This window comes from Bacteriovorax sp. PP10 (genome assembly GCF_035013165.1).
GTDB lineage: Bacteria > Bdellovibrionota > Bacteriovoracia > Bacteriovoracales > Bacteriovoracaceae > Bacteriovorax > Bacteriovorax antarcticus.
In genome coordinates, this window is sequence record NZ_JAYGJQ010000001.1 from 1,388,725 (window position 1) to 1,415,157 (window position 26,433).

A 26,433-nucleotide genomic window follows, 5' to 3' on the forward strand; every position below is an offset into this window, starting at 1 on the left:
GAGACTTACAATGATCAAGACATCGATTCTTTCTGCTGTACTAATGACTTCTGCACTTCTTCATACTCCTGAAGTTAATGCCAGAGTTCTTGATCCATCAAGTGGAGCAATGGTTAATACAGGCCTATTAAAAGATGTTTATTCAGGAGTTAAATTTAACTATCTTAATAAAGAAGACCGTCTTCTTGTTTTAAAAGATTTATTAAAAACAGTAGAGCTTCAATATGCGCTTCTTCCTTTAAAGAAGCAGCTGATTGGTCTTAATTATGAAAAGTTAAAAGCTGATGCTATCGCCGCAGAAGAAGCTAGCGATGATATTCTTCTTGATACTAAAGACAGAAAAAATAGTGAACTAAGAGATAGAGTGGCCTTTCTTCAAGCAAGCAGCAATATGGATTTTATCGATAGAATGACTGTTTTGATCGCTCAGTTTAAAGACACGCACTTTGGAATTTACGATAAGATCGCAAGACCATTTATCTATACTGGTCTTCGTTTTTACAGGATTGATGGAAAGATCGTTGTATCTCAACTAGAAACAAAGTTCCTTGGAATGGCAAGCAAGCTTTCAGGAGCTGACTTATCAACGATTAAAATTGGTGATGAAGTTATCTCAATTGATGGTGTGCCGGTAGAAGATAAAATTAAAGAATTAAAACCTTATATCTCAGGAAGCTCTGACGACTTTATCGATTCAGAAGCCATCCGCAGCCTGACACTTAGAAATGTTAAATATGAAAAGAAAAATTTCATTAGAGTTGTTTTTAAAAATGCTGGAACAATTAAGCTTCCAATTTTTTCAAACAGTACAATGTCAGACACACCAAGACTGGATGCAATTACATTCTTAAACAAGTTTGAAATTCCATCAGATACAAGCTCAATTGGAATTACTTTTGATCAGACACTTAAGAAATGGACTGACTCTGATATGTCATTCATTGGATACAGAGCAAGCAAGATTGCAAAAAACTTAAAAGACCTTAAAGAGTACGTAAGTGATTCTGGATCAGCGGCAATCAGAACAGGATACTTTATCAATAAAGGGAAAACATACGCAGTTCTGCAAGTGCTAACTTTCTCAGCACCGAAAGTTAAGAATGGAGAGAACGCACTGGCATTTATTGATGCTTTAAGAAATTTCGTACTGGAAGTTAAAGAAAGTGAAGTGCCACTTATCCTAGACCTGCGTGTAAACAATGGTGGAAATGGTTCATACCCATCAAAGCTAATGAGCATGTTAATTGCTGATACAAAAGCTGAATTCGCAAGTTCAACTGAAGCTCTAAGAATGACTCAATATATTCGTCAAATTAACGAAGGGTACCTGGTCCAAAGAGTTGCTGCTGAAGATGAAAATGAAGGTATGACGATTGATATGATGAAAGACTTAATTGATACGGCACTTGATAATAATGACGAGTATACTCCAATGCACGTTATGGCCGGAACAATGAAAGCTGACCCAAAAGTTGGTGGATTCCCTAATAAGATTGTAACGCTCGTATCACCTGACTGTATTAGTGCATGTGATAAAACAGCTTTCTTAATCCAGTCGACAAAAAGATCTCCGATTATTGGATCTCATAGTAACGGAACAGGAGCAGGGTTTACATCAAGTAATGAATTGAACACTCAATGGTCAGACCGCTTAAATATGTTTTCAGCAACAGTACCAAACTACTTATTTGGTAGACCAGGAGCTCTAGGAACTTTAGTGTTTGGAGAAAACTCTGTATTAGAAATGTGTAGTGAGAATAAGCCAACTCCTGCAGATATTCAGTACAAGGCAACAGCTCTGGACTTAAATAGAGAGAACCTAGGTTGGTTACAAAAAGCTGCCGAGGTACTTGAGTCAAATAACGTACAACTAAAGTCAGATATTCGTTCGACGATTTCAATCTAATAGAAGATAGCTTACATTCAAGATCAGATATTCGCTCGGTGTTTCTATCAAATAGAAACACCGAGCAATTTTTTCTTTTGACTCCTACTCCTCATATTGGGGTATCATTGGTTGATAGTACTTTGTGCCTTCAATCTTTGGAGAAAAAATGAAACGTCTGTGCCTTGTATTGGTATTGTTACTCTCTTTTAATGCTTATTCACAGGCGAAAGATCCGAAAGATCCAAGGCGTGAAAAATTAATTGGTAACATTCTAAAAAATGCTCTTGAAACATATCACTATCGTGGAATTAAAATTAACGATGAAGTGTCTCAAAAAGCATTCCAACAATATTTAAAGAAAATTGATGGATCAAAACAATTCTTAACTAAGTCAGACATTAAAGAACTGGAAGCTTACCAGTTTCAAATGGACGATGAAATGGTTAGTGGGGATTACGTTTTAATCGAGAAAGGTTTAGCAGTCATCAAAAAGAGAATTGCTCTTGCTGAAGGACTGAGAAAAGAACTTTTCAAAAAACAATTTGATTTCAATGGTAATGAAACGCTGGAACTTGATCCTGAAAAAAGAGATTGGGTAACAGACGACACAAAACTAAAAGCTAATTGGGAAATTGTTTTTAAACAGGCCACTCTTAATAAGTATCTTTCTCTAATTGATGAACAAACAGAGAAGCCGGTAGCGAAGGGAGCAAAAGCTTCTACAAAACCAATTAAGAAAGTAAAAGTTGAAAAGAAACTTACAGATGCTGAATTAAGAACTAAAGCACACGAGTCAGTTTCTAAAAGATTCCAAAAGATTTTCGAACGTCTTGCAGCTCAAGACAGAGAAGATCAAATGGATAACTTCTATAACTCAATCACAGCTATTTTTGATCCACATACTAACTACCTTCCTTCTAAGAAGAAAGAAGATTTTGATATCGACATCACAGGTAAACTTGAAGGAATCGGGGCCGTATTACAAGAAGACGGATCATTCATTAAAGTTGTTCAAATCGTTCCAGGTGGACCTGCTTGGAGAGGAAAGGAACTTGAAACTGATGACGTCATTTTATCAGTTGCTCAAGGTGCAAAAGAAGCAGTTGACCTTACAGATATGAAAGTGGACGATGCTGTTCGTTACATCCGTGGTAAAAAAGGAACTGAAGTTCGTTTAACAATTAAGAAAGTTGATGGATCAAGAAAAATTATTTCTATCATCCGTGATGAAATCGAAGTGGCGGCATCTTTTGCTAAATCTTCTGTTCTTCAATATAAAGACTCAGACGTAAAAGTTGGATACATTCAACTTCCAAAATTCTACCGTGATTTTGAAAACTCAAAAATCAACTGTACTGATGACGTAAGAAAAGAAATCGAAAGACTTAAAAAAGCAAAAGTAGACGCTATCGTTCTAGATTTAAGAAACAATGGTGGGGGAGCTCTGGAAGATGCTCGCTTGATGTCAGGACTTTTCATTGAAAAAGGGCCGATCGTTCAAGTTAAAAACCACATGGGACAAATTGAAGTATTAGAAGATGACGATACAAGTGTTTCTTACGATGGACCGTTAGTCGTACTTCAAAACCGTTTCTCTGCTTCAGCATCTGAGATTTTAGCAGGAGCTATGCAAGACTACGGACGTGCAGTGATCGTTGGCGGGGATTTCTCTCACGGAAAAGGAACTGTTCAAGCTGTTCTTGATTTAAACCGTGGTCCATTAGTTTCAATCTTTGGTGAAACAATGGGAGCTCTAAAAGTAACGATCCAAAAGTTCTACCGTGTAACTGGAGCTTCAACTCAGTACAAAGGTATCACTCCAGATTTAATCCTACCGGATATCTACAGCTACGTTGAAAGCCGCGAAAAAGATCTTGAATACTCTCTTCCATGGGATCAGATTCAAGCAAAACCTTTTTCAAAGTGGAACAAGTTTACTTATAACGTTCCTGACTTAAAAGCGAAGAGTGCAGCTAGAGTAAAAGTGAACCCTCGTTTTGCTAAGATCAACCGCAATGTTGATTACTTAAACAAAAAGAAAAAAGAAACAATCGTTTCTCTTAACCTGAAAAAAGTTCAGGATGAAGAAGCTGCTACAAAGAAAATGGCAGAAGAGTTAAAGCTTGAAGACGAAGACAAAACTGTTATGGTTACAAACTTTGAAGATTCACTTAAAGCTCACGAAAATATCCGTCCAGCTGATATGAAAAAATGGGCAAAAGATTTCGAGCAAAGAAAAGATGAGTGGATTAAAACGTTGAGACAAGATGCTGTCCTGGGAGAGTCAATGATGATCGCCGGGGATATCGTAAAGTCACTAAAAACTAAAAACACAGCTTCAGCAAAGTAAGAGATATGTTAGACAATCAAGATATAAATACAATTTTAGAAAAATTAGAAAATTTAGAAGATGAAGAACTGGCAGTTGAACTCCTTAAGGAGTTCAACTCTGCTTCTAAAGATCTCGGCAAACTACTGCTTAACCTCGACAAGTCATTGCCTCATGAAGAGTGGAAAAAGCAATGTGACGAAGCTCAGAGCAGAGTCAATGCAGTCGTCTCTCGTATTCATGATTTATAATCACTATTGGTAAATGAAAAGTAGGATGCTTTTTTATGACTGAAAAGAAAACGGGAACAAGAACTATTGTTAAGCCACAATCTATGTCCATGTCGGAAGGAACATCACAGTTCCATGTCGAGACGGCCCCTCTAGACCCATTTGATGATGGGAAGAAAAGAAAACTAAAACTCGACTACGATACTCAAAAACCTGCTAAAAGTAGACAGCAGCTTTATAACGAAATGAAGCAGGAAGAAGAAATTCTTGATCAGGACGTTTATCAGTATGCTTCAATCGTAGAGAGAGGAATTTCTCTGGCAATTGATTGCGTGTTTATATTTATTCTCTATAAGCTTGTTGTTTTTCTCGTTCCACTTGAGTTTAAGCTTTCTCATTACTTCATGGATCAATATAAAATTCAGTTCATGTTTGGTGAAGCTGCTTTTATAAAGTTACTTCTTATTTTAAGTACTATTGCTGCTTTATTCTTTGGAATCGTTTTTCCGATGGCCTTTTTCAATAATAGTCTTGGGAAGAAGTTGGTTGGATTGAAAGTGAGAGGGGATGAGAAGTATACGCTGACGATTTCGGAAGCGTTTATGAGAGAAGTTATTATGAAGCCGATTAGTATGGGGTGTTTGGTTGGGTTTGTTCTGCCGTTTTTTGGTGGAAAGGAGAGGAAGTCTCTTCATGATAAGGTGATGCATACTTTTGTTATTAAGGGCTAGTCGTAGAAACGAATGACAACGATTTGATGAGCAAATAGCAGATGAAAATTATGAAGTTATTTGAAAATAAGAAATCTCGTTTCATTATTATATCAATACTTGGTGCTCTACAAGTCGCTTCCTTTACAATTATTCCAAAAGAATCCTCTATAAATCTATTTTTAGTGGTTAATTTATCGTATTTTTTCTTAGGATTAATATCTATTAATTGGAAAGAGGCATGCAAAAATATTTTTCTTGTCACTATCCCAGTGTTCCTTTTTATGACACTCATTTTTCTAGTACCAGCAATAATTAAAGGAAATATTACTGATGTTTTTTGGCCAATTAAAGCAGGACTTCAAATATGGAGTCTTACTTTAATCGTTGGGATGCCCATATTTTTTCTTGGCTTCGGGTCTCGATACATAGCTCTTTTAATTTTAAAAAGAGAGTAGCTATCTTAAAGCTGATAAACGAATCAAATACCGGCTATTCAACAATCAATTTCTGAATAAAGTCCGCCTGCGAAGAAACCGCATCCAGCGCCACTTCTTTATCAATAAACCCTTTCTGATAAAGAAACATAATATGCTGATCGAAAGTCTGCCCACCGTTAGTCGACTTACCTTGACCTTGTGAAATAATACTTGGAATTCTATTTAGATCATCTTTCCCACTGATACAGTCGCGGATCCCCGCTGACGTTACCATGATCTCTTGAGCAATAACCACTTTGCCATTTTTTCCGGCAAGCATTCTTTGTCCAATAATCGCGTGAAGATTTTCAGCAAGTCTCTTTCTCACTTCCGGCTGCTCGTGAGCAGGGTACATAGAAATCAGACGGCCGATTGTTGTAACAGTATTTGTAGTGTGCAGAGTAGAGAATACCACGTGACCAGTTTCAGCAGCTTTTAAGGCCGTATTAGCTGTCACTTGATCGCGCATTTCTCCTATTGAGATAACATCAGGGTCCTGACGAAGGGCCGCTCTTAAACCAGAATTAAAGTCTTCTGTGTCTCTTCCTACTTCTCTTTGCGAGATGCGGGATTTCTTTTGCTCGTACATATACTCAATCGGATCTTCGATTGTGATGATATGAGACGCTCTATTTTCATTTATGTGATCGATCATTGCTGAAAGAGTTGTACTCTTTCCTGATCCTGTTGCCCCGGTAACCAGAATCATCCCGCGTTTTTGAAGTGCGATTTTTCCCAGAGTCTTGGGCATATCAAGTTCAGCTAAATTGGGAATGCGAGTATTGATGATTCTCAAAACGATTCCAATTTGGCCAAAGTAACTAAAAATGTTGTAACGAATTCTGCAAAGATCTGGGATAGTGATGGCCCCATCTAATTCTTCTTTCACCAGGTCAGCTCTCGGCCCACCAGGTTGATCGGCCGTTAAGATTTTTACGATATCGTGAAGGTCAGTCGAGTTAAAAGTTTTAGTCTGAACCGGAACAAGATCCCCTGAAATACGTAAACAAGGTGTCTCGTTAGTACGAATATGGATGTCACTAGCTTTGTGTTGGATAGCAACAGTCACTAAAGAAGAAAGATTTTTTAAAGTAAACGCCATGCCCTAATACCCAATTCAATTTCAATATGGTTCGATATAGTTTATTATCCTAGGAGAATGAAAATAAAGAAAGTTCTAATTATTCGCTTTTCCAGTTTCGGAGACATCGTCCAGTGCTCTTCAGTTGTTGAACTAATTCGTCAGAAATACCCTGAAGCGGTTATTGACTGGGTCACAAGAAGCGAGTTCGATTACCTGGTAAAACTCAATCATGACGTCAATCACGTCTGGTCATTCAATAAAAAGCTTGGTTTCAAAGGCTTACTTGATTTGGGAATGAAGCTTCGTGCTGAAAACTATGATCACGTTTACGATGCCCATAACAATTTACGTTCATCACTTTTATCATTAATGATGAGATTTAAACTGTTGCAAAAACCTAACTGGTTAACACGTTCAAAGGATCGTTTTAAACGAATTTTATTATTCACTTTCAGAATTAATACTTTTCCAAAACCTTTTAAAGGGATCCACTCATACCGAGCACCATTATTGAAATGGGGGATTGCTCCCAACGATGATGAAAAGCTTGTGACTTGGGATTTCAAACCAGAGGCCCGTGCTAAAGTAAGTCCTTTCTTAAAAGATAAAAAGACCATCGTACTGGTTCCTTCTGCGGCCTGGGAAATGAAGAGATGGCCTCTGCCTTTATGGAAGAAATTAATTTCAATTATGCCTGAGCATAACTTTGTTGTGTTAGGTGGGAAAGAAGATCATTTCTGTGAAGAGCTAAAAGCAATTGATCCATCTCGAGTTGAAAACTTGGCGGGAAAGTTGTCTCTGGTTGAAAGCTGCGCTCTGATTGAGAAATCAGAACTGGTTATTTCTGCTGATACAGGATTACTTCATGTGGCCGATGTTTTAGGGATTAAAGCATTGTCTCTTATGGGGCCTACTGCTTTTGGTTTCACAACTGGAAAGCAGATTCATACAATGGAAGTCGATCTACCGTGCAGGCCGTGCACTAAAGACGGCCGTGGCAGTTGTTCTCAGGATGTTTACCAGAAGTGTATGGTGGATATTACTCCTGAGATGGTGTCGCTTGAAGCTCAACGCATTCTCCGCGAATAGTTTTTCTCATTTCCCACAACAAATGACTAATGTATGGACGACGAGTTTCTTTCGTCGCGACCATTAACAGTTTTGTAATTTTTAAACTATTTGGATTTGAGTAAAGAAGAATCAAAAGTTCCTGAATATAGTTCGTACTCAACGTAATGTAGTTGTCGGTCCCTATTCCCAGCTGAACCCCTTTTTTCTCCCACCACGAAAATGGATGGTCTTTATAATCCGGGAAAGCACCCGTTAATTTTAAATTTGAAGAGGGAAGAGCAACCAGAGAAACTTTCTTATTAATCATGCGGTTTAAAACGTCATGCTGATAATGCTCAACTTCGCGGGCCGTATGAAATTTTGTTTTGAGGAACTTCACCATTTCTTTCGGATTAAGAGTTATACCATTGATAATTTTTTCTCTAACTTCTTCGTCATGCCATTCCATATCCATAATTTCATCATATTCAAAGCTTTTTGGATTAAGTGGTTTTTGCTGCTGATTCATTTCCATAATACGTTGGTATAGACGGTGAAAATAAAAGTTGGGATTGATCCCAAGACTTAGCCCGTGCTCAAGTGTATCTATATGCCAGATGTTGAGAGCGTTATCTACGGCCTGAACACCGAGCCTTAAAATCTTCCATGTCTCGCCATGGTGACTTCTGATTTTGAATCCCTGGAATTGCAGGCGACGAAGCCCTGATTTCATTTCAAGGAAATGTTTTTTCTTATAAACTTCTTTCTCATCTCCAACCGTATCAACTTCACTTAACACTTCAGAGAGAAATGGATACTTTTTCAGAATTTCTATAATCGTCATAACCTGATCTTCGAAATGCTCTTTCTTAGAAGGGTAAGCACTTTGATCAAAAAAGTTAGACTCTTTTCTAAAGCTAGGTGAAAGAATGAAATTAAAGAATGGTTTTTCTGCTTTAAATTTCATGAAGCCTTCATAAAGGCCGAGAACAACATCGTCTTCAGTTAAATTTTCTAATCCCGGGATTTGTTCATCACTGATTCCAGTACTTCTTGAAAGAGTGAATTTAAGTCTGATTTTTCCAACATTATATTTTGAATAGAGCTCACTGGCCATGTGGTAGGCAGCTTCAACGTGGGCCTCTTTAGTCGTCAGAATAAGTTTTGATAAATAAAGAATTTTTAAATAGGTCTTAAATTGTTCACCCTCTTTTAATCTGATTAAACGGTCAACGTCTTCAACAGAGTTAAGTGGAATAGCATTGTCACCGTAAACTTGTTTGATCTTATCTTCATACAGTTGCTTATCCGGACCTTCTAGTAATACTTTTAAGCGAGGAAAAATAAACTCAGCAGAAAGAGAGCCGGTTAAATGGATATGCTCTTCATGATATGAAAGTGGAAAATCTTTAAAAAATCCGAAAAATGCCTCTGAAAAAGGGTGAGACAGGAGTGTTGAAATATCGACATCGTTATTATGAAAACCAATAATAAGTTTTCTAAATTCAGCTAATGACTTCTCCACTAAAGGATTAGATTTTAATTCAGGATGGTAAGCAAGGAGCTCCAGAGTATCGTTGATCGTAATTCCGTTGGTCTCACTGATCACATCAATGAGTGCACATTTTATATCATGAATGACTTTTTCATTTTTTGAGAACATTATTTTTTCCTTTCTACGCTGATGATGTCGTAGGCTTCTTGTATATGATTAAAATTTAAAATAGCTTTTTTCTCTAAAGCTTTTGGCAGTTTCAATTGTCCAATTTTATCGGGGTGCTTTAGCATCGCCATCTTCTTATAGATCTTCTTAATTTCTTCCATTTCCATTTCAGGAGTGGCCTTAAGAATCGTATAAGCTGTAGCGATATCTTTTTTGTGTTGAACCTTAGGCGTAGGGATTAAAACGTCCGCATAAGTCAGGAGCAGGCTGAGCTCTTCTATAAAGATCGAATGCCCTTTGGCCCATAGATTGGCCTCTTTTTTCAGGATTAAATCTGTGGCCTCTTTCATTGTATCTTCAGAGTATTGATGAAGAGTGAGTTTATTTTCATAAAGACGATCTTCTTTCATTTCTCTTTTAGCAGACAAGGCAAAGAGTACTTTTAATTGTAGTGCCAGGGCAAATTCCATAGGATCGACGTGACATTTTTTGGCCACTCGATCGATAAGATTGAATTCTTTGTTTCTGATTTCTTCAATCATAATAAGAAACAACATCAGTAGGCTAAGGTAGTGCTTAATAGCATCCAATGATTTTTGATTTTCAACACTCAGGTAACCCAAGTACTTTCTCTTTTCTGATAAAAGGATAAAGGCATTCACTTTCGTTTCAGCAAGTGTGTATGAATAAGTTTTAGTGATCTCGTCTTTGATACCTTTGGCGAAATCTCCACCACCCCAGCGGGTTTCTTTGTAGAGTGTTTCAACTTCTTTTGTCACAGGAGCGGAAGGAGCATGAGAAACAGATTCATTTGTTTCTTTGAGGACAACAGATTCTTGTCTGCCCACTAACCCATATTGAGAGCGCAGTCTTTCTTTCTGGCGTTTGATCATTCCATCAATATCATTTTCAGGATTGTAGGCACCAGGGATTTTTCTTTTTAAGATTTCAAAGATAACTGGCCCCACCACTTTGGCGAAGACAACAATTAAAACGACACCGAGACCGACTCGGATGATAATATCTTTATTAACAGACATAAATTATAGTATCATTAAATGAAATTTAATAAAATTACCTTTGCGAGAGTAACTGATGTTTACGTGGTCAATAAAAGAAATAGAACTTCCTCTAAAGTTTACCTGGAATATTTCACGAAATAGCTCAGATACTAAGAAGAACTTCATCGTTAAGGTGAAAAATGGATCAATTGAAGCTTACGGCGAAGTGGCCTTCAATGTGCGATATGGTGAAAGCCGCGACCTGATCCTGGAAAAGTTCGAAGAATTTAAAAACAATGCCCCTCAAGAGTTCAATGGCGTCGAAAGTGTTGTGGCCTACCTGGAAACAACGGATCTTCCGCAGTCATTAAAATTCGGGATAGAGTCAAGCTTCGTTCATTACGTAGCAATTTTGTCAGGTAAGACAGTTCCTCAGTTAATGGGAACAAATACTATTGCCAGCGTTAAGACTTCTTTTTCAATTCCTATTATGGAAATTGGAAAGATCGAAAGTTTTATCAAAGACAACAACCTTCAAAGATTTTCAGTATTAAAAGTAAAAGTGAATCGCGAGATCGCTCAGGATTTCTGTGCAGAAGTTTTAAGATTAACGAACGTTCCTTTAAGAGTGGACGCTAACGAGTCTTTTGAATCAGCAAGAGAGACACTACAGTTCTTAGAAAAATTCCCACAAATTAATCGTCTGGAGTTTTTAGAGCAACCACTACCAAGTAATATGCACGATGAAGCGCTGGAATTAAAAAAGCATTCAAACGTCATGTTAATGGCCGATGAATCGGTGACAAAAGAAGAAGTGAACGAATACCACGTTGAGAGATTCCATGCTGTAAACGTGAAGATGATGAAGGCCGGTGGATACATGCGTGCCATTAAGCAATTAAGACAAGCGAAAGTGCTGGGTCTTAAAACAATGCTTGGGTGTATGGTTGAAACAAGTCTGGGAATATCTAGTGCACTAAATATCGCAGGCGGCGTAGATTTCTACGATCTTGATGGGTGTCTTTTAATTAAAGATGATCCATACAAGTTAGTCAGTGAAGAGAATGGAAAGATTTTTTATTCTTATATTCAATAGCTAGTAAAATTAGAAGTACATTCTAAAATCAAAATCAATACGGTCATAGCTGGCCGTATTTTTAGCATTAAGCAGACGTTGAGCTGTCACTCCAATATCAAGTGGCATATCAAATTTTTTCATCTTATAAGCTTCAACTGTAGAAAACCCAATTCCTACTCTGACCCATTGATTACTTGAATTTGTTTCAGACTCCAGTGCTTTTTTTACATCCGGGTCAGAGACATCATAGTAATTTGTTTTACCAGTCATTCCCATCAGGTATGAGGCGTTTAAGTTCATCCAGTAAGTAGGGTTGTAAGTTGTAGTGAAAGTGGCCTCGACTTTATCACCAAGTTTTTGACTTACAGTACGCTTGGTCTGAGCAAGAGGAAGATCAGCATCTTCAATCCAGCGGACTTCTTTTTTAGATTCGAACTGGTATGTGTAGCGGCCTTTTAAATCAAATTGAAATGTACTATCTAAAAATGAAATCCCTGAGGCCACTTCAACGAATCCATCATACTGACCGTCACCAGTCGATACGTCTTGAAGAGAATCAGGATCATCTGGAGATCCAGTTGGAAGAACAGCACCAGCAGCAACAGAAACCCCTTTGTCAGAGAAATCTGTTAAGCGATAAATAAATCCGATCTCAGCATCACCAAGAGCGTCTTTTTCCCATTTACCAATAGGTTTATACCCATAGTAATTTGTGACAAGAGATTGCAGTAATTCTTCGTTCGTATTTGGCAACTGAAGTGTTAAGTCTTTTACGAATTTTCCCATCGCTGTATCAGGATTAGCATTTCTTATCGTCGCCTGAACTGCTGCTAGGTTTGAAGCTTTTGTCTGACGGAACCTGATATCAGTCTGAATATGATAAATAGGAAGTGACCCATAAACCGTTAAACGGTCTGTAATCCCGAATCCATAACCAAAACCCTGGGCATTTACATCTGCGGCCACATTCGCCGAGAATTCCCCTAAGGAGAAGTTAGTATAGGCCTCTGGAGAAATCGCTTTTAATTGCTCGAAATAAGTCTTAATAACCGAACTAATATCTTCCAGGCGGCTGGAAGTGAATTCCTCTCTCATATTAAGAGTTTCATTGGACCCGGAATCACTGTACTCAGACTCTATCTTAGAGACCATTACCTGCTTAAACACGAGTGTATTAACGTGCTTAGGTAGGGTGTCGTAAGACGCCGCCAGAAGGCCTCCAATAGGAAGCATTCCCAGAGCGAGAATGGTAAGTAGTTTCGTTTTCATTAGGGTGAATTCTATCGGATTTAAAAAAAGGGTGTTAAAGATAATGTCTTTAGTGAAAAAACTACAAAGTCACCCCACAAAATTTATACACATGTTATAAATTGGGGAATGAAAAAAACGCTTTCTCTGCTTCTAATTCTTGTGGCCCTAATGGGATTCACTTCTTGTGGAAAAGAGAAGCTGACTCCTCTTGTGAAGCCTATGACTGTGGACCAGCTCCGCAATGATCAACCTATTAATTTCTCATATAAAGTCGATGCTACTCAGATTGATGAGTACGCTAGAAATACAGGTAAATTCCCGGTTTTTGGAAAGCTTTTTCAAACCATTGCATTCGTTTTAGCTAATACGACGATTTCTACTAAAGGTGGAATGGAACTTGATTTAGAGGCCATGGATGTCGATTTAAATTCGCTTAGTGAAATTGATTTTACATTCATCGATTGGATTCGCCTGGATTCATTATTGCTTCATATTGATAATGCCAAAAGAAAAGACTCCTTAGGGTTTATTGAAAAAATCGAAGTGTACGCAATCTTAGATCGCGCGCAAGAAGGCTTCCCGGTAAACGAAAATGGGATGGTAAAACTTGTGTCATTTGATAAAAAGCTAAATGACTTAGAGTGTGAAGGAAGATGCTTAAATCTCAAAATTGAGAAGCTAAATTGGAAAGAACTAATTAAAAATAATCCCAAAATCAAACTTCAGCCAAAGATTGTTATTAATTCCGTCCCAAAGAGCACGATGGCCCTAGCAGGTTCAGTAAGTTTTAGTATAAAATTCAACCTAGGTTTTTAAACTAAAATTCTTGTCAGGACTTCTCTCATGCGCCTTGGTTTCGATGGAAAAAGAGCTACCCAAAATTTTCGCGGTTTAGGAAATTATTCAAGAGGATTAATCGAAGGTTTACTTGATTACTCTCAGGAAGAAATTTTTCTTTATACTCCTTCTGTTGCTGATGAAAGAGCGCAGCGCTGGTTAAAAGAGCACGCGAGCCCTCGTCTTAATATCCGCGAACCTCAAAGTTTACTTGCTCAAAAGATCCCTTCATTATGGAGATCTTTTTCAATGGTTACTGATCTTAAAAAAGACAACCTGGATTTGTACCACGGACTCTCGCATGAGATTCCAGTTGGGCTTGATGGAGCAAAATTTAAATCGGTGGTGACGATTCACGATTTGATTTTTCTAAGATACCCGGAGTTCTTTCCACTTATTGACCGTATTACTTATAAAAAGAAATTCAGCTACGCCGGTAAAAATGCAGATATGGTTATTGCGATCTGTGAGCAGACAAAAAGAGACTTGATTGAGTTCTTAGGTGTTGATGAAAAGAAGATTGTTGTTCACTACCAAAGTTGTGATCCGGTTTTTTATGAAATGAGAGACTTCTCAGAGCAAAAAGCACTCATGGCCAAATACAGTTTTGATCGCCCGTTTATTTTAAATGTAGGTGCATTCGAAGAAAGAAAAAATCAACTTGCTCTGATTGAAGCTTATGCAAAAATCACCAATCAGGTAGAGCAGGATTTAGTTCTCATCGGAAACGGAAAAAAATATTTAGAAAGCTGCAAGAAGAAAGCAGAGGATTTAGGACTCGCAAATCGTATCCATTTTCTTTCAAACATTCCTTTTAATGAGCTGCCTGTTTTTTATCAAACAGCAGATCTCTTTTGTTTTCCTTCACACTTTGAAGGCTTCGGTCTTCCTATTGTTGAGGCCCTCTTTTCTAAAACTCCTGTCATCACAAGTTTTGGTTCATGCTTTCCGGAGAGTGCTGGCCCAGATTCTGTGTATATTGATCCACTATCAGTGCAGGATATCTCTGACAAAATGCTTAAAGTATTAAACGACGTAAGTTTGCAAGAAAACATGATTGCTAGGGGATTTGAGTTCGTTCAGCAATTTCATAGACAGAATGTGAACGCAAAACTTCTTGAGTGTTACGCTAAGCTATTCTAAAAAAGGGCAAAAAATTCAGGTATAAGAAAATACTGCCGATAAGTCCTTGAGGTTTCATGGTTGAAACTTTAAATGTGTTCTTCAAGGATGATCTAGTAATGCGAGTCTCAACGAATTTAAATTCGATGACGGCACAAAGGTATGTTCAACAGCATACTGAAGAGCTGGCCACAGAAGATATGAAATTATCTTCAGGGGATCGTATTGTTAGGTCTGCAGTTGATCCCGCAGGTCTTGCGATTTCAGAAACAATGCGAGCAAAAATTCGCAGTAACTATCAAGCAGAAAGAAACTCAAACGATTCAATTTCTCTACTACAAGTTGCAGAAGGCTCACTGGGAGTTATGCAAGGAATGGGTTCTCGTTTACGTGAACTTGCTATGCAAGCGGCCAACGATACGTTGGGAAGTGCTGAGAGAAGTGTAATGGATGCTGAATTTCAGCAACTAAAAAATGAAGTAGAACGTATCACAGCTTCAACAAGCTTTAATGGTAATAACATCATTAAGGGAAAAGAAAGTGTCTACGATCTTCAGGTTGGAATCAATGGTCTGGCAAGCGATGATAGAATCCGTTATGACATGAGTAAGATTCTGGACTCGAGCACTAACTTTGGTATCAAGCATGTTAATTTAAGAACAAAAGAAGGGGCACAGAGTTCACTTTCGTCAATTGATAAGATGATGTCGGATATCGGATCTTCAAGAGCGCAATTAGGAAGTATGAGTAACAGAATCGGATCTGTTATGAATAACCTTTTAGTATCTCGTGAAAATATCTCAGACAGTAATTCAAAAATCCGCGATACAGATGTTGCTAAAGAAGTGGCGAATAAGATGAAAGGTCAGATTGCCCAAGCTGCAAGTTTAGCGATGTTAAAAAATTCTAATGAACAACCAAACATTATTCTAAAACTTGTAAGTTAATTATTTTTTATTTGGAAATAGGATTGTAAAAGTTGTCCCTTTGGAGAACTTGCTGCTTACCTTGATTTTACCGTCATGCTTTTGCACGATATGTTTAACGATTGATAAACCAAGTCCGGTTCCGGCCACTTCACTGGAGCGTGAAGCATCGACTCTGAAGAATCTCTCAAAAATTCTATGAAGTTGATCTTCAGGAATTCCCATCCCATCATCAGTGATTTCCAGCATCGAGTTTTCACCCACGATAGAAGTCGTAATACTGACGTTTCCAAGGGCCCCGAGGTACTTGTAGGCATTATCTATAAGATTAATCATAACCTGCTCAAAGAGGTTATAGTCCACGTATAAAATAGGAGCTCTGAAGTCGTAAGTGAATCGAATCGACTTCAGCGGATAATTAATTTTTAGCTCTTCTGCAAGACCTTCAATGATAGGTTCAATATGAATTTCTTCTTTAAATAAATCTTTTCTCTTTTCAACTGAAGTCAGTCTTAGAAGATCGTTAAAAAGACTTAGAAGACGTCTGGAGTTATTATCCAGCTTTTCAAAGATCGGTTTGTATTCAGCGTCGAACTCTTTATTTTTTTCCAACAATATCTTTAGTGTCTGAGTCTGGCCATTTAAAATGGTAAGAGGAGTCCTGACTTCATGAGAGAAATTGGCGACAAAGTCTTCGCGCATTTGATCGGCCAGTTTTCTTTCTGTCACATCGTGCATAACACAGAGATAATTCTGAATCGTTTTAAGAGGGAAAACTTTAATCTCAAAATACTTCTTAAAGGAATCCTGAATCGGGTTGAAGCTAAACTCATCTAGCTTTTGCACTTCATCTGTCGAAATAGATTTTTTAATAAAATCATGAAACTCATGGTTGCGGGTCACTTCTAAAAGAGAACTCTTTTTAGAATGGTCAGGAATATTAAATAATAAATCGAAAGTCTGGTTAGAGTATAAAATGATCTGGTCTTGGCCAAAAATGCAAACGGGATCGTGAAGAGAGTCTAAAAGGATTTTGTACTTTAGATTCTCAATTTCATACTCAGACTGAATTAACTGGTGATGGACATCGCGCTTTGAGAGCGTGTCTTCGATCACTGACCAGCTTAAGTCTTCAGGTAATGTGGTTGATTCAAGTTTTTTCAGCAGTCCTTTAGTGGGAAGAGCAAAAAACTTCAAGAAGAGCAGGTTGAAGACAATAAAGATAAACCATGTCAGGAGATAGAAACTCCAGAACGTCGCCCCCACATTGTGGAGGCCGAAAGACTTCTTGAAAAAGTTGTAAACGAAAGCGCCTAGCGCGAATAAAAAGAAGGCCTGGAAAAAGAGAATCTTTTTATAACGAATCTCAATCATGGCCAACGACACGGTAACCAATCCCTCTGATCGTTTCAATAATGGCAGAGTAGTCACCTAATTTTTTTCTAAGGCCGAAGATATGAGTGTCAATCGTTCTGTCTGTGACATGAACAGGGCCATCCTGGATGTATTCTACCAGTTGGTTTCTTGTTAAGACTTTCCCTGGAGAAAGCATGAAACAACAAAGGATTTTGTACTCAGATAAAGTTAATTCTAAAAGTTGTCCTTCAATCCAAACTTTACATTGATCTAAATCAACAACCAATTCTTTGTGGCGGAGAATGTTTTTATTTTCCGGTGTGCGGTTGCTGACTTCTCTACGGCGAAGAAGTGATCTTACTCGCGCTAGCAGAATCGCCAGGTCAAATGGCTTCGTCATGTAATCGTCAGCACCGGCATCAAGACCCTCAACGATTTGTTCAGGAGTACTAAGTGCCGTCAGCATTAAGATCGGAGTTGTTTTCGTTGGATTAAAAAGACGAATGAACTTGCAGATCTCCATTCCGTTAACCGAAGGAAGCATGCGATCCAGGATAAAGAGGTGAGTGTTTGCAGCTTCTTTTCCATCGTTACTTTGAATATAATCCAAAGCTTTTTTACCATCGCCAAAAGTCAGGATGTTGTGACCCAGGACTTTTAGTTGAGACAGAATCAGCTCGCTGATTTCCTGTTCATCTTCAACAACGATAATATTAGCGTTTTCCATATTAAGAATCCTTTTTTCCAGTTTTGTATTCAGGGTTGTGACGGATGTCTGATCCTGACTCTAAAAAGATAACGTCTTCGGCGATGTTTTTAGCATGGTCACCGATGCGCTCTAAGTTTTTAGAAATTTTGATGATACTGTAGCCTTCATCAAAACTGATTTCATTATTTTTAATCTGGTTGATGTAGTCTCTTACGATATCGCGGTTCATAGCATTGATTTCCTGGTCGTGATGAATAACATCGGTTGCCAGTTTCGTATTGCTTCTCACGAATGAATCAAGAGCATTTTTTACCATCAGGTTTACTTCAAGGGCCATATTCTTCAATAGAAGAATTTCACGGTTGATAGTCACCTGGTGTCTTTTGATTTTTACGGCCTGGTCTCCCATGCGTTCTAAATCAGCATTGATTTTCATAACAGCGATTGCCGTTCTTAAGTCTTTTGCTGTAGGGCCTTTAAGCGCTATATATTTAAAACAAGCATCATCAATCAGGATGTGAAACTCATTAATCTTTTTTTCTAAAACGAAGACGTCTTCCATCGTTTTTTCTACGTTGAGCGAACTCGATAGAGAGGCTTCAACCAGACTGGCCATTTTTAAAACGTGATCGCGAAGATCTCTTGCACAAATATCCATAATAATTTTTCCTAGATTTAACCGAAACGCCCTGAGATATAATCCTCAGTTTGTTTTTCTTTTGGGTTCGTAAATATATCCGAACTCAGACCATGCTCTATCATGTTCCCATAAACGAAAAAGGAAGTGAAATCAGAAATACGGGCCGCTTGTTGCATGTTATGAGTCACGATAATAACCGTGTATTCTTTTTTGATTTCGTTCATCAGCTCTTCAATCTTTGCTGTAGCTATCGGATCAAGTGCTGAGGTAGGCTCATCCATCAGGAGAACCGGAGGATTAACCGCTAGAGCGCGCGCAATGCAAAGGCGTTGCTGCTGACCACCTGAAAGAGATGTCCCCATTGAGTTTAGTTTATCCTTAACTTCTTCCCATAGAGCAGCTTTTTTTAAACAAACTTCCGCTGCCTCAAGCAAAGTCGATCTTTTTGAGATCCCCTGAAGTCTTAGACCGATGACGACATTATCTAAAATTGTCATTGAAGGAAATGGGTTGGGCTTTTGGAAAACCATCCCGATTCTTCTTCTAACGTCTACAACGTCGACTTTTTTATCGTAAATATTTTTCCCTTCAAGCAGAACTTCTCCTGCTGTGCGGGCCCCTTCAATTTCTTCGTGAATGCGGTTTAAGCATCTCAGGTAAGTCGATTTCCCACAACCTGAAGGACCAATGATAGCATTGATAGTCTTCTCGCGGTAATCAACGGTAATCCCTTTTACAGCTTGAAAGTCGCCAAACCATGCTTCTAGTTTTTTAGCTTCAAGAATAACTTTGGCGTCACTGAAATTCGACATTGTTAAATCCCTTTCTTATCTTTAATTTTTGTCAGAATAAATCTGGCAAATAAATTCATTGTTAAAATGAGAACCATCAGGACAAAAGCACCGGCCCAGGCCTGGCGTTGCCAGTCTTTATAAGGCGAGATCGCGTAAGTATAAATCTGTACAGGAAGCGAGGCCATAGGCTCGTTTAATGAATAGCTGTAGTACATATTTCCGAATGCGGTAAATAATAGAGGAGCAGTTTCACCGGCCGCACGAGAGATCGCTAGAATCATCCCGGTTAAAAGATTTGAAATCGATCCCTTCAAGATAATGAACAAAATAACTTTCCAACGTGGAAGACCAAGGGCAAGGCCCGCTTCACGGATATGGTCTGGTACCAGTTTTAAAATTTCTTCTGATGTTTTAATGATAATTGGAAGCATGATGATACTTAAAGCGATACCACCGGCAAGAGCAGAGAAGCTCTTTAAGGGAACAACAACTGTTAAGTAAGCAAAGATCCCGATAACAATCGAAGGAATCCCGCTCATTAAGTCCACAGTCATCTTAAGTGTTTTAGAAAGTTTACTTTTACGAAACTCAGATAAATAAACCCCGCACGTCACCCCAATAGGAATAGCAATCGCGGCCCCTAAAAGAACAATGTAGATTGTTCCCAGGATCGCATGCCTCATCCCACCACCAGTTTCACCAACCGGTTTAGGAAGCTCAGTAAAGAAGCTCAAACTAAGTGAGCTTGCTCCTTGTACTAAAACGAACTGAATAATCATGAACAGCGGAATTAAAACAGCAAGAGCACTCGCAAGTGTTAATAGCAAAAAGAGTGTGTTCTTGAATTTTCGATACAGTCTATAATTCATTCAATCACCCTTTTGAAAAACTTTTTACTATCGTTCTAGCAAAAAGATTTGAAAGGAAAGTTATTAAGAAGAGAAGTAGTGCTAAGTAACATAGTGATGAAACATGCAGTGGCGTATTGGCATCAGCATATTCATTGGCCATGACTGAGGCCATGGTTGCTGCCGGAGAAAAGAGCGATTTGGAAATAATCGGTGAGTTACCAATCAACATGGTCACGGCCATGGTTTCACCAAGTGCCCGTCCCAATCCTAAAACAACTGCAGAAGTGATTCCTGAAATTGAAGGTGAGAGAACAGCGAGTTTAATCATTTCATATTTTGTAGAGCCAAGTGCATACGAAGCTTCTTTCTGGTGAGCAGGAATAAGCTCAAAGATTGATCTACAAATTGAAGAGATGGTTGGGACAATCATGATGGATAAAATAAGTGCCGCAGTTAAAATCCCGATCCCGAAACTTGGCCCCTGAAAAATCGGAAGAAATCCAAAGTGGAGTTTTAAAAAAGGAGCAAGGGTGCTTTTAACAAAAGGAGCGAGATAGAAAATACCCCAAAGACCAAAGATAATACTCGGGATGGCCGCAACCATTTCAATTAATAAAGCAACGATTCTTGAAAATGATTTAGGAAGGTATTCAGTAATAAAAAGTGCGATCATTACACTCACTGGTGTAGCGATAAGAAGTGCTGTCAGTGAAGTGGCCAATGTTCCAAAAATAAATGGGAGAGCACCATAGCGATCTTCAACAGGGTTCCATTCAGTTCCAAAAAGGAAACGAATTCCGTTGCTGCTAATTGCCGGCCATGCCGCTTTTATTAAAATATAAATGATCCCTAATAATAGAGCGATCACTACCAAAGAGATGGTTCTTAGCACGTAGAATAATAGGGCATCTTGCGTCTTAGATTTCAATTTAAACATAGGTTTATAATCGACAATTTTGGTCAAAATATAAAGGTCTGAATGTTAGGATTCTGTTAAGAAAGGAGAAAAAAGCGGGGAATTTACGCTCCCCGCATGCGATTAAGCTTTTAGTGAGCGGTTTGAGAGACATAAAGCCTAAAGCTCTTGTCTTTAGAGCGGCGGATAATGCATTTACCACCCTCTTTGCTTTCAACCAGAAATTCGTAGAAGTCTGGTAGAGTGTCAGCGATTTCTAGCACTGATTTTCCTTCGTGCTCTCCGAAATCAACATAAACCAGTTCTTCGGCAATTATACCCGTTAACGGACTAATATCAGTTGTCGCCATTATTTCCCTCCGTAGAATTTCTTGGCAATTTAAAAATCTGTAACACAAGTGTTTCACATCAAAAAACACTTTGAAAAGATTTTTACGCTGGAGGAAAATACTCCGCTATTTAATTAGAGGGATTTAAAGAAGTTTTTGAAATAGAAGACGATCAATTTGAATTCCTGAGGGTATTGCTCACCAATTAAAAGACGAATCAGATCCAAACTTTTATATAAAGACTCTGCTTTTCTAAACGGCCTGTCAGTTGTCATTGCGGCCACTGTGTCCATCACTGAAATCATCATGGTTTCAAATCCAAAAATATTATTCGGATCATCTTTCGATGAGAGGTTCATCTGGTTAGTCAGTGTGCTGTAGATATGGTGGTTCTCAATGATCTTTAAATGATTGGGAGGTAGTGGCACGCGACCTTTCAAAATGTTCACAGAGAGCTGTGGGTGAGAGGCCAGGAGTTTTTTGTCATCATCAGTTAAATGATCATCATTGTATTTTTCAACCGGAATGGCCGACATACCAATGTCTTTAAAATAGCTGGTCAGGAAAAAAAGCTCGATATCTTTGTCGATATACAGACGTGAGTTTTTCATGACGCCTAAAAGAAACAAAGTTGAGAGAAATGGTTGGGCAAAGATGTAGTGATGGCCTTGCTTGATAAATTCTTTGTAAAGCGCTTCGTGAATTTGAGGTTTGTTGAATAAAAAAGTCGCCAGGTTCTTTGCACTTTGAACTTGTAGGTTCAGGTTGTTGTCGTCTGTCGGGTCTTCGTAAAGGTAACCCATATTCAAAGTGAGTAGGTTGGTTTGAAGACGAGCTTTTTCTAGTGGATCACCAATAGAAAGTGAGCGAGTGACACTGGTAAGGTTATCCTGCTGAGCAAGCTTTAAGAGATTGCGGTCGTCTTCTATAACAAAGAGGTTTGCTAGCTTTTTTTGTAACAGCTCTTTTAATACTGGAGTGCTGATCTCTGCTTTTTTATGAAGAACAACTTTTAGGAGACCATCTACTTGCGCGTAGATGTCGCATGGTGCTTCAGCTATAAAGAAAATCTCTCTAAATGAAATTGGAGTGAGCTTATAGTTAAGCGAATTTTGTTCAAGAACATCAAAAGGATTCTTCATTTAGAAATTATAGCAGAAATTGCAAAAGGCACTATCAGGATAATTTTTTGCCAGTTTATTCAGATTGAAAATATCTAAGAGATGAGCTGAGCCTCAAATTAACGGCAGTTTGTTTTCATACATGAACATACATAAGCGTGGACTAGATATTAAAGGTCCAAATTTAGTAGATTCTCATAGGTAAAAATGCACCAGGTTCGTCTTTAATGTAAGGCAAGTTATACTTAGGAGAATGACCCATAGTCTTCATAATAGTTGGTGGAAATGCGCAAACAAAATTTAAAATTATTAATTCTTTTAATTCTGATTAGCGGTTGTATTGCTGATAAAGGGAAGATTGATATTTCTTTAAAAAGAAAGACTAATACATCAGTTAGTGTATCTGCCAATGTTTCATCAGTTCAAATTATTAATAATCAATTAGTCATAACAGGTGCCGGTTTCACAGATATTTCAGCAGTAAAAGTTAACGGGAATTCACTTAATCAAGATTTCAGTATCGAATCTAAAACAGACACTAAGATTATTGCCAACTCCCTGAGTGCAGTTTCTTTTGATGTTTCAAAACTATTTCATTTAATTTTATCTGACGCCAATGCAAGTGCGACTTTTCCAATTGATTTTTCTTTATGTAGTGCCACTTTAAATGGCTTTGGTTTTAATTGCGCTATCACTGCCATTGATAAAGATGTTTTATCTTACGATGCGAATACTGGAACATGGAAGCCTCGCGCGTCCACTGGGATCAATTATCTTGGAGCATTTAATGCTTCAGCAAACCCTCCGGCACCAACTCCAAATCCATTTCCAACTTCCGGGTCTTATTATATTGTCAGCGCAGATGGAATGATTGGTGCCACTTCATTCGTAGTAGGTGATTGGCTTATTTCAAATGGAACTGCCTGGCAGAAAATTGGTAACTCAACACTTGTGACATCTGTCTTCTCACGCACAGGAAATATTGTTGCTCAGGAAGGAGACTACGATCTTGATAAACTGACTGATGTTGATTTATCAGTGGCACCAGTGAATGGAAAAGTTTTAAAATTTAACGGAACTCATTGGGTAGCAGCAGATGATCTTTCAGGTGGGGGAGCTGCTTCAGTGGTCACAGCTACGATTGCTGACGGTGCAGTAACCGATGCAAAGATCACAGCAGTGGCCGCTTCAAAAATTACCGGAACAATTAACAGTTCACAAATTCTCGATGGAACAATTGTTAATGCTGATATCAATGCGGCCGCGGCAATTGATTACTCGAAATTAAATATTCCTGCGGCCACAATTCCTTATGCAAAATTAAATATTGCCGACGGTGATATTCCTGCCGCAAAAATTTCAGGTCTAACGGCCGTAACAACTGTTCTTGCAACTGCCATTACTGATGCTGATACAACTCACGCACCGGATGGGAATTCGGTGTACGATGCTCTTGCTTTAAAGCTCAATACATCAGGTGGAGCACTGACAAGTGCAGGAACAATTTCTAATGTTCCTAATCCGGTTGGCCCTTTGGATGTTTCAAACAGACAGTATGTTGATACGAAATTAGACAAAACTGCAGGTGGGACAGTTCTTGGAAGTTTAAGTCTGGACACTGATGTAAAATTAAAAGGAACTGCAAACTACGTTACATTAAAAGCAGACGGGGCCACTACTGCTTATACTTTTACTCTTCCTCCAAGTGCTGGAACAAGTGGACAAGTTCTAACGACCAATGGATTAAATCCCTCTACACTATCGTGGACAACTCCCACTTCCGTCACGGGAACAACATTGACCGGTGATATTGGTGGAACTGTAGGCGCTAACACTATTGGATCTGGAAAAGTTACACTTGCGCATTTAAGTGCAACTGGAACAAAAAATAATACAACTTATTTAAGAGGGGACAATACATGGTCCACTTTTATAACAGATGTCCGTGATGCAACTCTCGGAACAGTGACTCCAACTGTAAGCATTCCTCTTTTACCGATTACTACTGGCGACACTCTCGCAGTGGCGTTCAATAAAACTCAGGGACAGCTCAATAATATTGCGGCCAATTCCGTAACCAAAGATGGTGTAAACTTTTTAACAGGTGCAACTGCTATTCAAGGTATGACGGCAAGGTTAACTGTTCCTACTCCGTTAATCACTGATCTCGGTGATGCAACCAATGTTCAGTATGTATCAAATGCCATTGCTGCGGCAACAGTCTGGACTACAGCAGGCCCAGATGTTTATAGGGCAACTGGAAATGTTGGAGTAGGTACGACGACTCCAACTGCATCACTTTCTATCGCTGGCACTGCGACTAGTTCAGGAACAGCTACATTGACGGCCGTGACTACGACAACAACTATGACGACTTCAGAAACAGTCACTTTAAATGTTGGCGATTATTTAATTCCTACTACAACGCCAGCTCAAGCTCGTACCGTTACAGTTGGAGGAACTGGAACTTCGTTTACAGTTTCACCTGCCTTTACGGCAAACGTGACTGGAGAAAATTTTACTGTTTATCCGGCGACCATGAATATAAATGGAAAATTTGTAGTTCAAGGAAGTACTGGAAACGTGGGAATTGGAACCAGTCGACCGGACTCTGGTTTAAGTATTGTGGGAGGAGGTAGTTTTGAAGACGATCTTCATATTGATGCGTACACCGAGACACAAGAGGGAGCAATAATGCTTAGACGAGCAAGAGGCACAGTAGATGCTCCGACAGCGTTACTGGCCAATGATCGTATTGGGTTTTTAGCTTTTAGAGGTTATACCGGAACAACATTTAACGAAGTCGCATCTATTAGTGGGCATGCAGATACTGATCTGGCCTCAGTTTTATCCGGGCATTTACGTTTTTTCACTCGTTCAGCAGGATCGTATTTTGAAAGAATACGCCTGGCGAGCAATGGGTATGTAGGAATGGGAACCACGACTCCTGCTCACGCTCTTGATGTGTACGGGGATTGTATTGCATGGATGGGAAACTGTATTAATACGACAGGCCCCTCTAATGTTATTTCTTACGTTGCGACAACGCTAAAATTTTCTTCTAACGGGACACAAGCGATTAACTTGAATCGCTTCTTAGGTGCTCAGGGAACAGCAGTCGCCACAACTGATATAGATGGTGTTCTCGTTACGAGAGGAGGGATACTGAGCAATATTTACGTTAGGGCCGACGCTAACACCAACGATGGGATCACTAGTTTTACAATTTATAAAAATGCAGCTTCAACTGGAGTGGTCGTGTCTCTGGCCGCAGCAACAACTACAGCTTCAGACACAGTAAGTAGTATACCAGTCGCGGCCGGAGATAGAATTTCCGCGCGAGTTTCAACTCTCGGAACAGCGGGGGTTTTGACCCGAGCGATGTTGTCAGTCGATCACGTGATTACAACAAATGTTTTCAGCAGTCAGTGGGCCACAAATGGTTCTGATATATCTTTTAGTGGTGGGAGCGTTGGTATTGGAACTACAACTCCAGCATACAATCTTGAAGTCAATGGAACAGTGGCCGGTACATCGGCCTACGCTACAACGTCAGACGGAAGATTTAAAAAAGATATAACAGTCATTCCAAATGCACTTGAAAAATTGACTTCTCTTGAAGGGGTTTATTATTTTTTTAGAAGTGATGAATTCCCGGAAAAGAATTTTTCTCACCATCGTGAAATGGGAGTGATCGCTCAAAAAGTAGAAAAGGTTTTCCCTGAAGCAGTCTCTCGCGATGATAAAGGATTTAGATCAGTGGCCTATACAATGCTTATCGCGCCGATCATTGAATCAATCAAAATCATTAAGGGCCGGTTAATAGGGCACGATAAAGAGCTGCAAATTCAGAAGAAAGAAATTGCTTTCGTTAAACAACAAAATGCTAAGCTCTTAGAGGAAAATACAGCAATCAAGTCATATCTTTGTAGTAGAGATCCTAATGCTTCCATCTGTAAATGAAAGTTAATTTTATTGATGCCTCAAAAAAGACACACCTTCCAGCGGCCTAATGAATTCTTAGGCCGCCAAAAAAAGAATAATTTCAGATACATTTAATTTTCCTTTT

23 protein-coding genes are annotated in these 26,433 nt (G+C 38.8%); 11 read left to right on the forward strand and 12 right to left on the reverse strand.

The window, feature by feature from the left end; translation table 11 throughout:
• Positions 1-10 precede the first annotated feature (10 nt).
• The 5 genes from SHI21_RS06835 (at position 11) to SHI21_RS06855 (ending at position 5,615) form a co-directional block, all read left to right on the forward strand.
• Positions 11-1,906 carry a S41 family peptidase gene (locus SHI21_RS06835; RefSeq protein ID WP_323575549.1) on the forward strand — a complete coding sequence of 632 codons (1,896 nt, stop codon included), beginning with the start codon at positions 11-13 and terminating at the stop codon, positions 1,904-1,906.
• Positions 1,907-2,054: 148 nt separating this feature from the next.
• Positions 2,055-4,238, forward strand: coding sequence for a carboxy terminal-processing peptidase (locus SHI21_RS06840; protein WP_323575550.1), 2,184 nt, complete (start codon positions 2,055-2,057; stop codon positions 4,236-4,238).
• Between the two features lie 5 nt (positions 4,239-4,243).
• The gene (locus tag SHI21_RS06845) at positions 4,244-4,468 is read left to right on the forward strand and encodes a hypothetical protein (protein WP_323575551.1); all 225 of its coding nucleotides are present in this window, start codon (positions 4,244-4,246) and stop codon (positions 4,466-4,468) included.
• A gap of 35 nt (positions 4,469-4,503) precedes the next feature.
• On the forward strand, positions 4,504-5,178 hold the full coding sequence (locus SHI21_RS06850; protein ID WP_323575552.1) for an RDD family protein: 675 nt from the start codon (positions 4,504-4,506) through the stop codon (positions 5,176-5,178).
• A gap of 50 nt (positions 5,179-5,228) precedes the next feature.
• Complete coding sequence (locus SHI21_RS06855; RefSeq protein WP_323575553.1) at positions 5,229-5,615, forward strand: hypothetical protein; 387 nt, start codon at positions 5,229-5,231, stop codon at positions 5,613-5,615.
• Positions 5,616-5,649: 34 nt separating this feature from the next.
• Here the strand turns inward: SHI21_RS06855 and SHI21_RS06860 are convergent, their stop codons facing one another.
• Positions 5,650-6,738, reverse strand: a complete 1,089-nt coding sequence (locus tag SHI21_RS06860; RefSeq protein WP_323575554.1) for a type IV pilus twitching motility protein PilT — start codon at positions 6,736-6,738, stop codon at positions 5,650-5,652.
• 57 nt (positions 6,739-6,795) lie between these two features.
• On the opposite strand from SHI21_RS06860, the gene SHI21_RS06865 reads away from it, so the two are divergent.
• Complete coding sequence (locus SHI21_RS06865) at positions 6,796-7,809, forward strand: glycosyltransferase family 9 protein (RefSeq protein WP_323575555.1); 1,014 nt, start codon at positions 6,796-6,798, stop codon at positions 7,807-7,809.
• Here SHI21_RS06865 and SHI21_RS06870 read toward each other — a convergent pair.
• Both SHI21_RS06870 and SHI21_RS06875 read right to left on the reverse strand, forming a co-directional pair.
• Positions 7,760-9,433: an amidohydrolase family protein gene (locus SHI21_RS06870; protein WP_323575556.1), complete on the reverse strand. Its 1,674-nt coding sequence runs from the start codon at positions 9,431-9,433 to the stop codon at positions 7,760-7,762. The genes SHI21_RS06865 and SHI21_RS06870 overlap by 50 nt on opposite strands.
• Entirely contained in the window at positions 9,433-10,473 is a 1,041-nt protein-coding gene (locus SHI21_RS06875) for a DnaJ domain-containing protein (RefSeq protein WP_323575557.1), read from the reverse strand. Before SHI21_RS06875 ends, SHI21_RS06870 begins: the two co-directional genes overlap by 1 nt.
• A gap of 55 nt (positions 10,474-10,528) precedes the next feature.
• Between SHI21_RS06875 and SHI21_RS06880 the strand changes: the two genes are divergently transcribed.
• Positions 10,529-11,530, forward strand: a complete 1,002-nt coding sequence (locus SHI21_RS06880; protein WP_323575558.1) for an enolase C-terminal domain-like protein — start codon at positions 10,529-10,531, stop codon at positions 11,528-11,530.
• A gap of 9 nt (positions 11,531-11,539) precedes the next feature.
• Here the strand turns inward: SHI21_RS06880 and SHI21_RS06885 are convergent, their stop codons facing one another.
• Complete coding sequence (locus SHI21_RS06885) at positions 11,540-12,781, reverse strand: hypothetical protein (RefSeq protein WP_323575559.1); 1,242 nt, start codon at positions 12,779-12,781, stop codon at positions 11,540-11,542.
• A gap of 108 nt (positions 12,782-12,889) precedes the next feature.
• On the opposite strand from SHI21_RS06885, the gene SHI21_RS06890 reads away from it, so the two are divergent.
• Genes SHI21_RS06890 through SHI21_RS06900 form a run of 3 tightly spaced genes read left to right on the forward strand, consistent with a single transcriptional unit; the run spans position 12,890 to position 15,669 of the window.
• Positions 12,890-13,579 (forward strand): hypothetical protein, encoded by a 690-nt coding sequence (locus SHI21_RS06890; protein ID WP_323575560.1) that lies wholly within the window; start codon positions 12,890-12,892, stop codon positions 13,577-13,579.
• Positions 13,580-13,606: 27 nt separating this feature from the next.
• Complete coding sequence (locus tag SHI21_RS06895) at positions 13,607-14,743, forward strand: glycosyltransferase family 4 protein (protein WP_323575561.1); 1,137 nt, start codon at positions 13,607-13,609, stop codon at positions 14,741-14,743.
• A 56-nt stretch (positions 14,744-14,799) separates the two neighbouring features.
• A complete protein-coding gene (locus tag SHI21_RS06900; protein ID WP_323575562.1) occupies positions 14,800-15,669 on the forward strand; it encodes a flagellin N-terminal helical domain-containing protein in 870 nt (289 codons plus the stop codon).
• Here SHI21_RS06900 and SHI21_RS06905 read toward each other — a convergent pair whose 3' ends face one another.
• The 8 genes from SHI21_RS06905 to SHI21_RS06940 all read right to left on the reverse strand — a co-directional run bounded on the left by SHI21_RS06905 (position 15,670) and on the right by SHI21_RS06940 (position 22,385).
• Positions 15,670-17,034, reverse strand: coding sequence for an ATP-binding protein (locus SHI21_RS06905; protein WP_323575563.1), 1,365 nt, complete (start codon positions 17,032-17,034; stop codon positions 15,670-15,672).
• The gene (locus tag SHI21_RS06910) at positions 17,015-17,731 is read right to left on the reverse strand and encodes a response regulator transcription factor (protein ID WP_323575564.1); all 717 of its coding nucleotides are present in this window, start codon (positions 17,729-17,731) and stop codon (positions 17,015-17,017) included. The genes SHI21_RS06905 and SHI21_RS06910 overlap by 20 nt, the downstream gene beginning before the upstream one ends.
• Before the next feature lies 1 nt (position 17,732).
• A complete protein-coding gene (gene phoU, locus SHI21_RS06915; protein WP_323575565.1) occupies positions 17,733-18,371 on the reverse strand; it encodes a phosphate signaling complex protein PhoU in 639 nt (212 codons plus the stop codon).
• Between the two features lie 17 nt (positions 18,372-18,388).
• A complete protein-coding gene (gene pstB / locus SHI21_RS06920; protein ID WP_323575566.1) occupies positions 18,389-19,165 on the reverse strand; it encodes a phosphate ABC transporter ATP-binding protein PstB in 777 nt (258 codons plus the stop codon).
• Between the two features lie 2 nt (positions 19,166-19,167).
• Positions 19,168-20,016: a phosphate ABC transporter permease PstA gene (gene pstA / locus SHI21_RS06925; protein ID WP_323575567.1), complete on the reverse strand. Its 849-nt coding sequence runs from the start codon at positions 20,014-20,016 to the stop codon at positions 19,168-19,170.
• A 4-nt stretch (positions 20,017-20,020) separates the two neighbouring features.
• On the reverse strand, positions 20,021-20,935 hold the full coding sequence (pstC, locus tag SHI21_RS06930; RefSeq protein ID WP_323575568.1) for a phosphate ABC transporter permease subunit PstC: 915 nt from the start codon (positions 20,933-20,935) through the stop codon (positions 20,021-20,023).
• Between the two features lie 110 nt (positions 20,936-21,045).
• A complete protein-coding gene (locus tag SHI21_RS06935) occupies positions 21,046-21,264 on the reverse strand; it encodes a hypothetical protein (RefSeq protein WP_323575569.1) in 219 nt (72 codons plus the stop codon).
• A 113-nt stretch (positions 21,265-21,377) separates the two neighbouring features.
• On the reverse strand, positions 21,378-22,385 hold the full coding sequence (locus tag SHI21_RS06940) for an HD-GYP domain-containing protein (protein ID WP_323575570.1): 1,008 nt from the start codon (positions 22,383-22,385) through the stop codon (positions 21,378-21,380).
• A gap of 264 nt (positions 22,386-22,649) precedes the next feature.
• Here SHI21_RS06940 and SHI21_RS06945 point away from each other — a divergent pair, with 264 nt between their 5' ends.
• The gene (locus SHI21_RS06945; RefSeq protein ID WP_323575571.1) at positions 22,650-26,327 is read left to right on the forward strand and encodes a tail fiber domain-containing protein; all 3,678 of its coding nucleotides are present in this window, start codon (positions 22,650-22,652) and stop codon (positions 26,325-26,327) included.
• Positions 26,328-26,433: the final 106 nt, after the last annotated feature.